Origin of the sequence: Pseudomonas sp. JBR1 (assembly GCF_028198185.1) — a bacterium.
Classification (GTDB): Bacteria; Pseudomonadota; Gammaproteobacteria; order Pseudomonadales; family Pseudomonadaceae; genus Chryseomonas; species Chryseomonas oryzihabitans_E.
Map to the genome: position 1 here is coordinate 3,682,566 of NZ_CP116340.1, position 14,020 is coordinate 3,696,585.

The 14,020-nt window shown below is 68.4% G+C and carries 14 protein-coding genes; 6 read left to right on the plus strand and 8 right to left on the minus strand.

Going from position 1 to position 14,020, the window contains the following annotated elements; genetic code table 11:
* Positions 1-8: 8 nt before the first annotated feature.
* From PJ259_RS17060 to PJ259_RS17080, 5 genes are read right to left on the minus strand one after another with little or no spacing between them, the layout of a single operon-like run.
* On the minus strand, positions 9-656 hold the full coding sequence (locus PJ259_RS17060; protein WP_271653602.1) for a hypothetical protein: 648 nt from the start codon (positions 654-656) through the stop codon (positions 9-11).
* On the minus strand, positions 653-1,462 hold the full coding sequence (locus tag PJ259_RS17065) for an SDR family oxidoreductase (protein WP_271653603.1): 810 nt from the start codon (positions 1,460-1,462) through the stop codon (positions 653-655). The genes PJ259_RS17060 and PJ259_RS17065 overlap by 4 nt, the downstream gene beginning before the upstream one ends.
* Entirely contained in the window at positions 1,449-2,132 is a 684-nt protein-coding gene (locus PJ259_RS17070; protein WP_271653604.1) for a TenA family transcriptional regulator, read from the minus strand. Before PJ259_RS17070 ends, PJ259_RS17065 begins: the two co-directional genes overlap by 14 nt.
* Positions 2,129-3,607, minus strand: coding sequence for an AMP-binding protein (locus tag PJ259_RS17075; RefSeq protein WP_271653605.1), 1,479 nt, complete (start codon positions 3,605-3,607; stop codon positions 2,129-2,131). The genes PJ259_RS17070 and PJ259_RS17075 overlap by 4 nt, the downstream gene beginning before the upstream one ends.
* Complete coding sequence (locus PJ259_RS17080; protein WP_271653606.1) at positions 3,597-4,271, minus strand: thermostable hemolysin; 675 nt, start codon at positions 4,269-4,271, stop codon at positions 3,597-3,599. The genes PJ259_RS17075 and PJ259_RS17080 overlap by 11 nt, the downstream gene beginning before the upstream one ends.
* Before the next feature lie 132 nt (positions 4,272-4,403).
* Between PJ259_RS17080 and PJ259_RS17085 the strand changes: the two genes are divergently transcribed.
* Positions 4,404-4,619 carry a hypothetical protein gene (locus PJ259_RS17085; protein ID WP_271653607.1) on the plus strand — a complete coding sequence of 72 codons (216 nt, stop codon included), beginning with the start codon at positions 4,404-4,406 and terminating at the stop codon, positions 4,617-4,619.
* On the opposite strand, the gene PJ259_RS17090 is transcribed toward PJ259_RS17085, so the two are convergent.
* Genes PJ259_RS17090 through phoB form a run of 3 tightly spaced genes read right to left on the minus strand, consistent with a single transcriptional unit; the run spans position 4,616 to position 8,444 of the window.
* Positions 4,616-6,367: a sensor histidine kinase gene (locus tag PJ259_RS17090; protein WP_271653608.1), complete on the minus strand. Its 1,752-nt coding sequence runs from the start codon at positions 6,365-6,367 to the stop codon at positions 4,616-4,618. The two genes, PJ259_RS17085 and PJ259_RS17090, sit on opposite strands and share 4 nt — an antisense overlap.
* A gap of 55 nt (positions 6,368-6,422) precedes the next feature.
* Positions 6,423-7,736 carry a phosphate regulon sensor histidine kinase PhoR gene (gene phoR / locus PJ259_RS17095; RefSeq protein WP_271653609.1) on the minus strand — a complete coding sequence of 438 codons (1,314 nt, stop codon included), beginning with the start codon at positions 7,734-7,736 and terminating at the stop codon, positions 6,423-6,425.
* An 18-nt stretch (positions 7,737-7,754) separates the two neighbouring features.
* The gene (phoB, locus tag PJ259_RS17100) at positions 7,755-8,444 is read right to left on the minus strand and encodes a phosphate regulon transcriptional regulator PhoB (protein WP_007159925.1); all 690 of its coding nucleotides are present in this window, start codon (positions 8,442-8,444) and stop codon (positions 7,755-7,757) included.
* A 159-nt stretch (positions 8,445-8,603) separates the two neighbouring features.
* Here phoB and PJ259_RS17105 point away from each other — a divergent pair, with 159 nt between their 5' ends.
* The 5 genes from PJ259_RS17105 (at position 8,604) to PJ259_RS17125 (ending at position 13,964) form a co-directional block, all read left to right on the plus strand.
* The gene (locus PJ259_RS17105; protein WP_271653610.1) at positions 8,604-9,398 is read left to right on the plus strand and encodes an IclR family transcriptional regulator; all 795 of its coding nucleotides are present in this window, start codon (positions 8,604-8,606) and stop codon (positions 9,396-9,398) included.
* Positions 9,395-10,348: a 2-dehydro-3-deoxygalactonokinase gene (locus PJ259_RS17110; protein ID WP_271653611.1), complete on the plus strand. Its 954-nt coding sequence runs from the start codon at positions 9,395-9,397 to the stop codon at positions 10,346-10,348. Before PJ259_RS17105 ends, PJ259_RS17110 begins: the two co-directional genes overlap by 4 nt.
* On the plus strand, positions 10,341-10,967 hold the full coding sequence (locus PJ259_RS17115; protein WP_271653612.1) for a 2-dehydro-3-deoxy-6-phosphogalactonate aldolase: 627 nt from the start codon (positions 10,341-10,343) through the stop codon (positions 10,965-10,967). Before PJ259_RS17110 ends, PJ259_RS17115 begins: the two co-directional genes overlap by 8 nt.
* A gap of 122 nt (positions 10,968-11,089) precedes the next feature.
* Complete coding sequence (dgoD, locus tag PJ259_RS17120) at positions 11,090-12,238, plus strand: galactonate dehydratase (RefSeq protein ID WP_017642356.1); 1,149 nt, start codon at positions 11,090-11,092, stop codon at positions 12,236-12,238.
* A gap of 400 nt (positions 12,239-12,638) precedes the next feature.
* Entirely contained in the window at positions 12,639-13,964 is a 1,326-nt protein-coding gene (locus PJ259_RS17125) for an MFS transporter (protein WP_059313164.1), read from the plus strand.
* The last annotated feature ends 56 nt before the right edge of the window (positions 13,965-14,020 follow it).

Sequence of the window (14,020 nt, forward strand, 5' to 3'; positions counted from 1 at the left end):
AGACCTCGTCACTTCAACTTCTGGTCGACGTCCTTGAGCAGCGCGGCGATCTCGCCCCGCCGCCCTTGATCGGCCAATTCTCGCCCAGGTCGTGGCGCGGCTTGCTGCGCCTTGAGCAGGGCGGCGCGTGCCTCGGCGTAGTGCTGCTGGCGATACAGGTGGTCGCCCCAGAAGTATAGGGTATCGATACCGTTGGGGTTGAGGGCCAGGGCCTGCTGTAGCAGACGATCGGCTTCGCTGGCGTCACCGAAGGCGATCGGCCAGCCGGGAACCCGGTCGTAGAGGGCGGCGAGACTGGTGTAGGCGGACCCCTGCAGCGCCGTGGGATCGAGCTTGAGCGCCTGTTCCAGGTCGGTGCGGGCTTCCTTGACCTTGCTCAGCGCACCCAGTCCGCCCTGGGCGCCGGCCCAGCTGCTGAGCACGATGCCCTGCCAGATCAGTGCCGGGGCCGAGTGGGGGGCGGCCTGGGTGAAGGCGCGGGCCTCGCCGGCCAGCTGTTCGAAGGCCGCGGTCTTTTCGGCGCTGGGCAGGCGGTACTGGATCTCCGCCCAGCGCTGCTGGATCTGCGCCAGGCGTTGGGCGTCGTCGGCCAGGGCGAAGGGGCTGGCGAGGAGGGCGGCGAGCAACAGGCCAAGGACTTTGCGCGGGGACGTCATGGGTGTTTCTCCGGGGCGAAGGCGGGATCGATGAGGCGACGGATCACCGGCAGCTGACGGCGCAGGGCGCGGTCCACCAGGCCGGGCAGCAGGCCGTTGAGACGGACGAAGAGCTTTTCCGGCCAGCCGAGGTAGAGCTCCTGACGTTCCTCGACCAGGGCGCGGATCACCGCGCCGGCTACCGCGACCGGTTCGTCCACCGGGCTCTTGAGCGCCTGGTTGACCGCCATGGCCGCCGGGCTGTTCATGGCCGTGCGGGTGGCGCGGGGCGCTACGTAGAGCACCTGGATACGGGTATCGGCCAGTTCCCGGCGTAGGGCCTGGGTAAAGCCGCGCAGGGCGAACTTGCTGGCGCAGTAGGGGGCATAGCCGGGATAGCCGATGGAGCCCAGGGTGGAACCGATATGGGCGATCATCGCCTGTGGCTGACGCCGCAACAGTGGCAGCAGCAGGCGCGTCAGCTGGATGGCCGCGCCGATGTTGACCGCCAGCATGTTGTCGATGGCGTCTTCGTCGAGGGCTTCGAGCAGGGCGAAGCTGTTGCTGCCAGCGGCATTGAGCAGCACGTTGACGCCCTGGCCGCGACTGGCCTCGGCCGCCACCGCCTGGCGATCCACTCGGCGGGTGAGATCGGCGTCGAGCAGACGCAGTTGTCCATTGAGGCGTTCGGCCAGGGGCTGCAGCGTGCGAGTGTCACGCGCCACTGCCACGACCTGGGCACCGCCGGCGCAGAGCTGCTCCACCAGCGGCAGGCCGATGCCGCCGCTGGCCCCGGTGAGCAGGATGCGGCAATCAGGCAGCTGCATGGTGCTGCTCCGGCCGCTGGTCGGCACCGGGCAAGGCGCGGAACATGTCGGCATAGAGGCGATAGACCACCTTGGAGACACGGATCACCGCGGCCTGATCGGCCGGGTCGTCCAGACGATCCATCAGCTGGCGATAGGTCGCCATGTGTTCCTGGTCGAGGCTGCCGTGGGAATCCAGGTAACTGAAGGCCGTGGTCGGCAGGCCCAGGTGACCACGGATGGCGCCAGCGGCCTGGGTGGCCAGGGCGATGCTGGTACCTTCGAGCACATTGACCATGCCGAACAGGCCGACCGGATTGTCGCGGGCGATGAAGTCGTAGAGGTAGGCCACCATCAGCTCGATGGGCAGCCCGGGCCGGCCATCGCGCACGGCGGCGCTGTCACCGCCGCAGGCGTCGATGTCGTTGAGGATCCACTGGTCGTGGCCGTATTCCTCTTCGATGTATTCGCAGACCGCGCCGCGCAGCCATTCCAGCCGTACAGGCAGGCGAGCACCGCAGGCCATCATCAACGGGGCGGTGTGGCGGACGTGGTGATAGGCCTGGCCGAGAAAGGCGAGGTAGCTCTCCAGGCTGACGTCGCCAGCGAGGGCGGCGCGGATGATGGGCACCTCGAACAGGGCCTGGCGTTCCGCAGCGGTTTCGGCTTGCAGGGTGGCGAAGAAGCTCATGGGTATACCTCCAGAAGGTCCGAGAGCAGGGCCGCGTGGTGCGCCTGGATGGCGTCGCGGCGAAGGCGTCCGGTCGCGGTGAGCAGGCCGTTGGCAGGGGTGAAGGGTTCGGTGAGCCGGCGCCAGGCGCCAATACGGGCGTAGTCGGGCAGTTCGCTGTTGAGGCGGGCGATCTGCTCGGCCAGGACGGCATCGGGCAACTCCGGTTGCCGTGGCCAGAGCAGTGCCACCAGGTGCATGGCGCCCTCGCCCTGGACGTAGGCCTGGGCGATGGGGCCGCCCTGGGTGAGTTCGGCCTCGATCCAGCCGGGGTCGACGTTGCGTCCCGAGGCCAGGCTGAACTGGTGCTTCTTGCGTCCGCGCAGATAGAGATAGCCGTCGGCGTCGAATTCGCCGAGATCACCGGTGGCGACCTCGTCGGTGGCGCTATCCGGCTCGCCCAGGTAGCCGGCGAACTCGACGCCGCCGACCAGGACCTCGCCATCGGCGGCCAGGCGCAGGCGGACGTGGGGTAGGGGTTGGCCGACGCTGCCCGGGCGATTGGCGTCGGGCCGGTTGAGGGCAACCACCGAGGCGCATTCCGACAGGCCGTAGCCCTGGAACACCGGCAGGCCGAGGGCTGCGGCGCGCGTCAGCAGGGAAGCGCTCAGTGGCGCGCCACCGACGGCGGCAAAACGGAGGCTGTCCAGTTGCAGGAGGCCGCGCTCGCCCAGTTCCACCAAGCCCTGCAGCAGTTGCGGCATGAGGATCAGGCTGTGGGGCTGATGGTGTTGCAGGCAGGCGGCCAGACGCGGCCAGTCGATGCCGGTGGAGCCGTTGACGCCCTGGTCGGCATCCTTGAGCACCATTACTTCGGCGCCGGCCAGCAAAGCGGCGTAGACGCCAAGGTTCTCCAGCAGGATGCCCAGCGACAGCAGCACCTGATGGCGCTGGGGTGCCAGGGGGTGGCTGGCGGCGGCCAGGCTGGCGGCCACCCGCAGCAGTTGCGCGGCCTTGAGGCAGACGCCCTTGGGCGCGCCGGTGGTGCCGGAGGTATAGGTGAGCTTGCTGGTCTGCGGGGGCAGCGGGGTGCGTGCCGCAGCCGGACGCTGCCAGCCCTGGACCCCGGCGATGAAACCGGCGGCGGCCCATTCCGTGGTGCGCTCGGGGCGTCCCAGCAGGAGATCGGCGCCACAGTCGCGCAGGACGTGGGCGCGCTGCGCCGGGCTGAAGAAGTCCGGCAGGGTCACGCAGGGCACGCCGGCGCACAGGGCGGCCAGGTCCCAGGCCAGCATCTCGGGACCGTTGGGCAGGTCCAGCGCCAGCCGCTGGATCTCATGCTCGCGCAGCCAGGTGGCGCGGAGGTTGAGCTCCTGCAGCAACCGGGCATAGCTCCAGGTCTCGTGACTGCCGATCAGCGCCGGCCGGGCGTTCTGCCAGGCGTGACGTTCAAGGGCGGCGAAGAAATCAGCGACGGAGCAGGATTCAGGCGACATGACAGTCTTCCTCGCCAAGGGTGGGGAGGCCCAGACGGGCGAAGATGCCGGCTTGCAGCAGCTGGTGATAGCCCTGGCGGATATCGCCGGCACACACCTGGGGGGCGTTGGCATAGTAGGAACCCCAGCTCTCGCGCTCGGCGCCCAGGCAGGCCGGATCGGCCGCGCCGAGCACCTGGGGCGCGAGGCCGAGCCGATGGAAGCTGTTGATCAGGCGGGTAGCCCCGGTAAAGGTCACCCAGCGCAGGCCGCTGCGGGCCAGCAGCCAGGTGGTGACGATGATCAGCAGTCGGGCCTGGCCGGCGCCGAGGGTCGCCAGGTTGCCGACCTCCACCACCTCCGTCCGGTCGATGGGCTGGCCGAGCGCAGTGGCCAGGTGGTGTTCCACCGGCCGGGGCAGATAGCGTTCGAGAAACAGCGGCTGGTCCAGGGCGAGGCGGATCCCCGCCGCTGCCTGCAGCGCCCCTGCGGCATCGCGCAGGGAGAGCAGCAGCGGCAGGAAGTGGGCGATGTGGGCGCCGTGTTCCAGGGCGAAGCGGGTGCGGATGAAGGCCTCGGTCGCCAGGCGTCCGGGTGCCTCGGCCGGCTCCAGGCCGGCCAGCAGCGCGCCGCTGCGGTCGGCCAGGGTAAAGCAGGTAGGGGACTGCCAAGTCACGTCGAGCATCGCGACCTCTCCTGGGGAATGCGAGGTTGCAGTCTTGGCGGTCAAGCTGAAGGCAATCTGAAGTGCCGCTTCATCGCAGCTTCAGCTTGCCGGGCTAGGGTCACGCTCCATATCCCCCGGTGGAGTTCTGCCATGTCCGAAGAAGAAGTGCTCACCGCCGAGGAGACCGCCGACAGCCACTGGCCACTGATCAGGATCCTCGCCGGCATCCTCGCCAGTGCCTTGATCGGTGGCGTCGGGCTGCCCTTGCTGGATGCCACCCGTGGCTGTTGGGATGCGCTGAGCCTGCTGGTGACCGGGGTGCTCGGCTGGGGCTTCGCCCTGCTGGTGACGCTGTGCGTACGTTAAGTCGACGTCTCGACGGCGGCGGGTAGGCGTAGGGTAAAGACCGCCCCTTCCGCGCCGTTGGCGGCGCTCAGGCTGCCGCCCTGGGCCTGGACGATCGCCGAGGACACGGCCAGCCCCAGGCCCAGGCCTTCGCCCACCGGCTTGGTGGTGAAGAAGGGGTCGAACACCTGGCCCAGGTGCTCGCTGGCAATGCCGCCGCCGTTGTCCGCCACCTCCAGCTGCCAGCGCTCGCCGTCACGCTGCAGCCTGACCCTGACCTGGGGTGTCGGGCGTTCGGCCACGGCGTCCAGGGCGTTGCGCAGCAGATTGACCAGCACCTGCTCCAGGCGGATGGGGTCGCCCAGCAGCCAGGCCGGGCGTGGCAGGTCAAGGATCAGCTCGGCGCCCACTTCGGCGCGGCGCGCTTCCAGCAGCTCCAGCGCCTGCTCCACCACCAGCGCCAGGTCGACCCGCTCGCGCAGTCCGGCGGGCGTCTTGCGCGCATAGGTCTTGAGGTGGGCAGTGAGGCCGCTCATGCGGGTGAGCAGGCCGTCGAGGCGTTCCAGGGCGGCGCGAGCCTCATCCAGCCGACCGTGATCCAGCAGCAGCCGCAGACTCGCCAGGTGCATGCGCTGGGCGGTGAGCGGCTGGTTGAGTTCGTGCACCAAGGCCGCCGACATCTGCCCCAGGGCGGCCAGCTTGGCGGCCTGCACCAGGCCATCCTGGGCGGTGCGCAGCTCGGCGGTACGGGCCTCCACCAGTTGCTCCAGCTCCAGTCGACTGCGCTGGCGCAGGCGCTGCAGCCGCCGTCGCTGAACCAGCAGGAGGGCGGCGCAGACCAGCAGCAACCAGGCGCAGCCAGCGGCCAGGGCCGGGCCCAGGCCGCCACCCTGCAGATCCCGGGTCGGTCTGAGCAGGTGCAGGGTCCAGCCTTCGCTGGGCAGCGGCAGGCTGTCCCAGAGGTAGTCGGCGGTGCCTTCCGGTGCCTCGATACGGGCCACCTGGCGCTGATCACCCAGGACTATCCGCTGACTGTGAGGCAGCGGTTGCAGGGTGCGTCTATCGTACTGCCGGGTGGTGGCCAGTTCGGCGTGCTCGGCCGGGGTCAGCTCCCGTAGCAGGCGATAGCGCCAGGCCGGCCGGTTGGCGGCGAAGACCACACCGCGGGCATCGCTCAGCAGCAAGACCTCGGGATGCTCGCCCCAGCGTGCCTCGATGGCGGGGAATTCCAGCTTGACCACCACCGCGCCGAGAAAGCGCCCCTCGGCGTCCAGCACCGCGTGGGAAAGAAAGTAGCCAGGAATGCCGGTGGTGACGCCCACGGCATAGAAGCGCCCGCTGCCGCCCGCGAGGGTCTCGCGGAAATAGGGGCGAAAGCCATAGTTGTGGCCGACGTAGCTGCTGGGCAGCCGCCAGTTGCTGGCGCCAATGGCCAGGCCGGTGCGGTCCAGCACCTCCAGGGTGGAGGACTGGGCGGCGGCATTGAGTTTTTCCAGCTTGAGATTGAGGCGCTCGGTGGCGGCGGCATCGGGTGGGGTGGTGAGGGCAGCGATCAGCTCGGGATCCTGGGCCAGCACCGCGGGCAGGGCGCGAAAGCGGTCGATCAGGGTCTGCAGGCTGCTGGCGTGCAGACGCAACTGCTCCTGGCCGAGCAGGCTGGCCTCGGCCAGGGTCGCCCGTTCGGCGCGCTGCCAGGCCAGCACGCTGACCAGCAGACCGCCGAGCAGGGCGAGCAACAGGACCGGCAACAGGCGCAGGGCAGGGGGCATGGTGGGAGACCGTGGCAGGAGTGGCCGGACGATAGCATGGCTGCGCGGGGGCAGCTCAGGCCAAGGCAGCGGTGCGCGTGGCGATCTGCTCGGCCTGGAAATGGCAGGTGAAGCAGCTGCCCTCGCCGGGCACGCTGTGGATGTCCAGGCCGCCGCGGTGGCGGATCAGCACGTGCTTGACGATGGCCAGGCCCAGCCCGGTGCCACCGGTGCTGGACGCACGGCTGGCGTCGATGCGATAGAAGCGTTCGGTCAGGCGCGGCAGGTGGCGGGCATCGATACCGGGCCCGGTGTCCTGCACGGCGACATGGGCCCCCTCGGCGTCCTGCCAGGCGCGGACCCGCACCTCGCCGCCCTCGGGGCTGTACTTGACCGCGTTGAACACCAGGTTGGAAAAGCAGCTGCGCAGTTCCGTCTCGCTACCCAGCAGCGCCAGGTCAGGTGTGCAGTCCAGGCTCAGGCGGTGGCCGATGGCGCCGGACAGGGCGCGGCCGTCCTGCAGGATGGAGGCGAGCAGTGGCTCCAGGGCCACTGGACGGTTGTCGGCGGGATAGTCGGTGGCTTCCAGGCGCGCCAGCAGCAGCAGGTCGTCGATGGTGTGCTGCATCCGGCCGGCTTGCTGCTGCATCTGTCCCAACGCCCGGCGCCAGCGCGGGGTGGCGTGCTCGGCGTTGTCCAGCAGGGTTTCCAGGTAGCCGGTGATCACCGTCAGCGGGGTGCGCAATTCGTGGGAGACGTTGGCGACGAAATCCTTGCGCATCTGTTCCAGCTGGTGGAGGCGGGTGACGTCACGCACCAGCAGCAGGCGATCGCCCTCGCCGAAGCGGGTGACCAGGATGTGCAGGTACTGGTCGTCGTTGAGCGGTGACGCCAACTCCAGCGGTTCACCGTAGTCGCCACCGAGAAAGTAGTCGGAAAAGCGCGGATGGCGCACCAGGTTGGTGATGGGTTGGCCGAGGTCCTGGGGCTGGCGCAGACCCAGCAGGGTTTCCGCGGCGCGGTTCCACCATTCCAGGTTGCCATAGCGGTCCACCAGGATGATGGCGTCGCGCAGGGCCTCGGTGGAGGCCTGGGCGCGGCCGATGACGGCGAGCAATTCTTCACGCTGGCGCTGCTCGTGGCGCTGGCGGCGATAGAGCCGGTCCAGCACATCGCCCCACAGCCCTTCGGCCTCGGGCGGTGCGCCCGGGGCATCGCTTAGCAGCCAGGCATGCAGCCGCAGCAGGTGTTTCAGGGTGACCGCCAGATAGACCGCCATTCCCAGAGCCACCGCCAGCCCGACATGGCCGAAGGGCCAGCCGGCCAGGGCGCAGCCGCCGACCACGGTCGACAGCTGGGTGGCCAGACGGGAGCGCCAGTTGATGTTCACGGCGGCGGTGATCCCGCGTCAGAGTTTGGTGGAAAAGCGATACCCGGTGCCGCGCACCGTCTGTACCAGGTTCTCGTAGGTCTCGCCCAGGGCCTTGCGCAGGCGACGGATGTGCACGTCCACGGTGCGCTCCTCGACATAGACGTTGCCGCCCCAGACCTGGTCGAGCAACTGGCCGCGGGTGTAGGCGCGCTCCTGGTGGGTCATGAAGAACTGCAGCAGGCGGTACTCGGTGGGCCCCATCTCGGCGGGAGCGCCATCGATGGTCACCCGGTGGCTGATCGGATCCAGGATCAGGCCGTTGACCTCCAGCGGACCGTCGTTCTCCAAGTGGCCGGTACGGCGCAGCACGGCTTTCAGGCGCGCCACCAGCTCGCGGGGCGAGAAGGGCTTGGTGATGTAGTCGTCGGCACCGGTTTCCAGGCCCTGGACCTTGTTGTCCTCGTCACCCTTGGCGGTGAGCATGATGATGGGAATGGCGTCGGTCAGCTCGTCGCGCTTGAGGCGCCGAGCCAGCTCCAGGCCGGAGGTGCCGGGCAACATCCAGTCGAGCAGGATGAGATCGGGCTTGCGATCGACGATCAGGGCGTGGGCGTCCTTGCTGTTGTCCGCCTCCAGGCATTCATAGCCCGCCATTTCCAGGGCCACGGCGATCATTTCGCGAATGGGGGCCTCATCGTCGACGATCAGGATGGATTTACCCGTCATGGAGCGCTCTGCCTCTCGAGTCCTTGCAATGTGCCGTGCATTAGATAGCGCCAATATTGCAGCTATGTGACAAGGCTGTCATATCTAACTTTAATCCCACAATATGGGATGACGTATCACATATTGAGATTTGCCGGTGAGGCTTCTAGAGTGAAGGCCATGAACGACAACAATTCCAACAAGGGCGAAGCGCCCAGCGGGGCCCAGGCGCTGTTTCGCGGCCTGGCGGTGCTCGAAGCCGTGGCCGCCGGGGCCGACAACCTGGCCCAGGTCGGCGCTGCCATCGGCTGCACCCGCAGCACCACCCACCGCCTGGTCGCCGCCCTGACCCAGGCCGGCTACCTGCGCAGCGACGGGGGGCGGTTGATTCTGGGCAGCCATCTCATCGCCCTCGGCTACCAGGCTCGCGAACAGCTGCCGCTGACCGGCGTGGCCCGGCCCCATCTGCAACGCCTGGCCCAGCACTGCGGCGACACCGTGCACCTCGGGGTGCGCGAGGGTGGCGATGTCCTTTATCTGGACAAGCTGCCCGGCAGCCGGGGCCTGGAGATGAGATCCCGAGTCGGCCTGCGCATGCCGCTGGCGCTGACCGGCGTCGGCAAGGCGCTGATGCTGGATCTCGCCGAAGAGGAGTGGGAAGCCCTCTATGGCGAAGGCGTGGCCCGGCGTACCGGGCAGCCCGGCCTGCGCGAGGACTTCCTGCCCTGGGCCGACTATCGCGCGCGCCTGCGCCGCCATGCCGCGGAAGGCTATGCCCTGGATCTGGAAGAGAACGAACTGGGCATCCGCTGCGTGGCCGCGCCCATCCGCGGCGCTGACGGCGCCATCGTCGCGGCCCTGAGCGTGGCCAGTGCCATCCCCTACATGCCCGAGGCGCGGCTGCACGAATTGCAGCCCGAGGTCACTGCCTGCGCCCGGGCCATTTCCCGCGAACTTGGCTGGAGCCCCGCATGACCGCCACCCCGCACCTTATCGGCCTCGACTGGGGCACCTCGTCCCTGCGGGCCCAGCTGTTCGACGCCCAGGGCGCCGTGCTGGAAACCCGCAGCCGCCCCTGGGGCATCATGCATGTGCCGGATGGCGACTTCGCCGCGGCCTATCGCACCCTGGTGGGCGACTGGCACGATGCTCAGCCGGACCTGCCCGCCATCGCCTGCGGCATGGTCGGCAGTCGCGGTGGCTGGCGCGAGGTGCCCTATGCCGAGTGTCCGGCCGATGTCCACAGCCTGGCCGCTGGTCTCCTGCACCTGGACAGCGGCTGCGGCGATCTTCACCTGGTCCCCGGCGTGATGCAGCGTGGCGCCTTGCCCAACGTGCTGCGTGGCGAGGAAACCCAGGTGTTCGGCGCCCTCGAACTGGAGCCGGGCCTGGCCGCCGAGGCCCTGCTGGTGCTGCCTGGTACCCACAGCAAATGGGTGCGGGTGCGTGACGGTCGCCTCACCGACTTCGCCACCTACATGACCGGCGAGCTGTTCGCCGTCTTGCGCGAACACTCCATCCTGGGTCGCCCGGCTACCGAGGCCGGTCCCGAAGCCAGTGCCGAGGCCTTCCGCCTGGGCCTGGTCACCGCCCGCGACGCCGGGGCCGAGGGGCTGTTCGGCCGCCTCTTCACCGCCCGCAGCCGCGTGCTGGCTGGTGAGCTGACCGCCGCGCACAGCCTCGATTACCTGTCCGGGCTGCTGATCGGCGAAGAATTGCGCAGCCAGGTCGCCGCCCTCGCGGGCTCGGCCTGCCCGCCCCTGGTGCTGATCGGCGACGCCGCGCTCTGCCAGCGCTATCGCGACGCCCTGGCACTGTTCGATATCCACCAGGTTCGCCTGCTGGAGCAGGCCACCCGGGCCGGGCTCTGGCGCCTGGCCCAGGCCGCCGGCCTGCTCCCTACCTCTGGAGGCTCCCATGCTTGATACCTACCTCAAGGACCTGCCGCTGATCGCCATCCTGCGCGGCGTTACCCCGGACGAGATCGTCCCGGTCGGTCGTGCCCTGTACGACGCCGGCTTTCGCGTCATCGAGATCCCGCTCAACTCGCCGCAGCCCTTCGAGAGCATCCGCCGGCTGACCGCTGAGTTGGGCGAAAGCTGCCTGATCGGCGCCGGCACCGTGCTCACCGAGGCCCAGGTGGCCGAAGTGGACGCCGCGGGCGGCCGGCTGATCGTCTCGCCCAATGCCAACCTGGCGGTGATCCGTGCCAGCAAGGCCGCCGGCCTGGTCAGCGCCCCAGGCGTCGCCACCCCGTCGGAAGGCTTCGCCGCCCTCGACGCCGGCGCCGACAGCCTCAAGCTGTTTCCGGCCGAGCAACTCGGCCCGGCCGTGGTCAAGGCCTGGCGCGCGGTCTTCCCCAAGGAGCTGGCGCTCCTGCCGGTGGGTGGCATCACCCCGGACAACATGGGTCCCTACGTGGCAGCCGGCGCCAACGGCTTCGGCCTCGGCTCGGCGCTGTACAAGCCTGGCCTCACAGCGGCCCAGGTGAGTGCCAACGCCCAGGCCTTCGCGGCCGGATGGCAAGTAGCCAAAGGTTCCTGATTATCGCGGCCATGGCGGTTCGCCGCTGCGACCGCTCCTACGGATACCCCAGTAGGAGCGGCCCATGGCCGCGAGCTGCCCAATCCCTCGATCCCAATAATTACAGTCGAGATTTCCACACCATGAAAATCACCAAACTCACCACCTACGTCGTCCCGCCGCGCTGGTGCTTTCTCAAGATCGAGACCGACGAGGGCATCCACGGCTGGGGCGAACCCGTGCTGGAAGGGCGCGCCCACAGCGTGGCGGCGGCGGTCGAGGAACTGGCCGACTACCTGATCGGCAAGGACCCGCGCAATATCGAGGACCACTGGACGGTGCTCTACCGCGGCGGCTTCTATCGCGGCGGCGGCATCCACATGAGCGCCCTGGCCGGCATCGACCAGGCCCTGTGGGACATCAAGGGCAAGGCCCTGGGCGTACCGGTGCACGAACTGCTGGGCGGCCAGGTACGCGACAGCATCCGCGTCTATTCCTGGATCGGCGGCGACCGCCCGGCGGAGACCGCGGCCCAGGCCCTGGAGCGCCAGGCCAAGGGCTTCACCGCGATCAAGATGAACGCCAGCGAAGAGATGCAGTTCGTCGACACCTACGACAAGGTCGACCAGGTGATCGCCAACGTCGCCGCCATCCGCGATGCCTGTGGTCCGCACTTCGGCATCGGCGTGGACTTCCACGGCCGGGTGCACAAGCCCATGGCCAAGGTGCTGGTCAAGGAGCTGGAGCAGTTCCGCCTGATGTTCATCGAGGAGCCGGTGCTCAGCGAGCACCACGAAGCGCTCAAGGAAATCGCCCTGATGAGCAACACGCCCATCGCCCTGGGCGAGCGGCTGTACTCGCGCTGGGACTTCAAGCGCATCCTCCAGGAAGGCTACGTCGACATCCTGCAGCCCGATCCGTCCCACGCTGGCGGCATCACCGAAACACGCAAGATCGCCAACATGGCCGAGGCCTATGACGTGGCCATCGCCCTGCATTGCCCCCTCGGCCCGATCGCCCTGGCGGTCAACCTGCAGCTGGACGCCAACTGCTACAACGCCTTCATCCAGGAGCAGAGCCTGGGCATCCACTACAACCAGGGCAACGACCTGCTGGACTACATCAAGAATCCCGAGGTGTTCGACTACGCGGATGGCCACGTGAAGATTCCTCAGGGGCCGGGGCTTGGCGTCGAGGTCAACGAGGAATTCGTCAAGGAACAAGCCGCCATTGGCCATCGCTGGCGCAACCCGATCTGGCGGCACAAGGACGGTAGTTTCGCGGAGTGGTGATTAGCGCCCTCACCCCAACCCTCTCCCGAGGGGAGAGGGGGCGAGAGCAGGAGCTCCGGCCCCAACGCTCGCACTGACCGTCCCCTCTCCCTCTGGGAGAGGGCCAGGGTGAGGGAAAAGCGGCGCCACCGTTAATGGCCAGGTACACCGCTAACCCCTCACCCCACCCTCTCCCCAGGGGAGAGGGGGCAGGAGCAGGGGAGCGGGGCTCGACTACCGCACCGACCATCTCCTCTTCCTTTGGGAGAGGGGGCAAAAGCAGCAACCGGAGCGCTGATCTCGACCTCCGCACCGACCAGCCCTCTCCCTCTGGGAGAGGGCCAGGGTGAGGGCCGCCGCGGCGCCCTGACCCTCAGACATCGACAACGCTCGCCACAACGTCAATTACAGGACCCGAGCCATGCCCACTCCCACCCAGGCCTCTCCGGCGACGGCTGCGGCCGCCCCGACTCTGGCCAAGCCCAGCCGGGCGCGCTTCTTCATCATGACGCTGCTGTTCGTCACCGTGGTGATCAACTACCTCGACCGCAGCAACCTCTCCATCGCCGCCCCGCACCTGGCCCAGGACCTGGGCATCGAACCGGTGCACATGGGGCTGATCCTCTCGGCCTTCGGCTGGACCTACGCCGCCATGCAGATCCCGGGCGGCTGGCTGGTGGACAAGGTCGCCCCGCGCATCCTCTATCCCGTGGCCATCGCGCTCTGGTCGCTGGCCACCATCGGCCTGGGTTTCGTCGGCAGCTTCATCGGCCTGATCATCCTGCGGCTCGCCGTGGGCGCCCTGGAGGCACCGGCCTATCCGATCAACAACCGGGTGGTCACCACTTGGTTTCCCGAGCGTGAGCGGGCCACCGCCATTGGCTTCTACACCTCCGGCCAGTTCGTCGGCCTGGCCTTTCTCACCCCGGTGCTGATCTACCTGCAGCAGACCTTTGGCTGGCACATGGTCTTTGTCGTCACTGGCGGTGTCGGAATCCTCTGGGCGGCCGTCTGGTACCTCGTCTATCGCGAGCCCAAGGATTTCCGCGGCGCCAACGCCGCCGAGGTCGCGCTGATCCAGGAAGGTGGCGGTCTGGTCGATCTGGAGCAGAAGAATCGCAGCCGCGCCGCCTTCCAGTGGCGTGACCTCTGGAGCGTGCTCAACAAGCGCAAGCTCTGGGGCATCTACATCGGGCAGTTCTGCCTCAACTCCACCCTCTGGTTCTTCCTTACCTGGTTCCCCACCTACCTGGTGAAATACCGTGGCATGGACTTCATCAAGGCCGGCTTCCTCGCTTCGCTGCCGTTCCTGGCCGCCTTCCTCGGCGTGATCTGCTCGGGCCTGCTGTCGGACTGGCTGGTCCGCCGCGGCGCCTCCGTGGGCCTGGCGCGCAAGCTGCCGATCATTGGCGGCCTGCTGATCTCCACCAGCATCGTCGGCGCCAACTTCGTCGACTCCCCAGCGCTGATCATCGCTTGCCTGGCACTGGCCTTCTTTGGCAACGGCCTGGCTTCCATCACCTGGTCGATGGTCTCGGCCATGGCGCCGGAGCGGCTGATCGGCCTCACCGGCGGGATGTTCAACTTCATCGGCAACCTCTCGGCCATTTGCGTGCCCATCGTCATCGGCTTCCTGGTCAAGGACGGCAGCTTCGCCCCGGCTATCGCCTTCATCGGCGTGACCGCGCTGGTCGGTGCGCTCTGCTATGGCCTGGTGGTGGGCAAGGTGGAACGTCTGCCCGAATAAGGGCGACTAAGGAAGCGCTGCGTGCCTGTCCTGGCACGCGGTGCTCTGCCACCGGC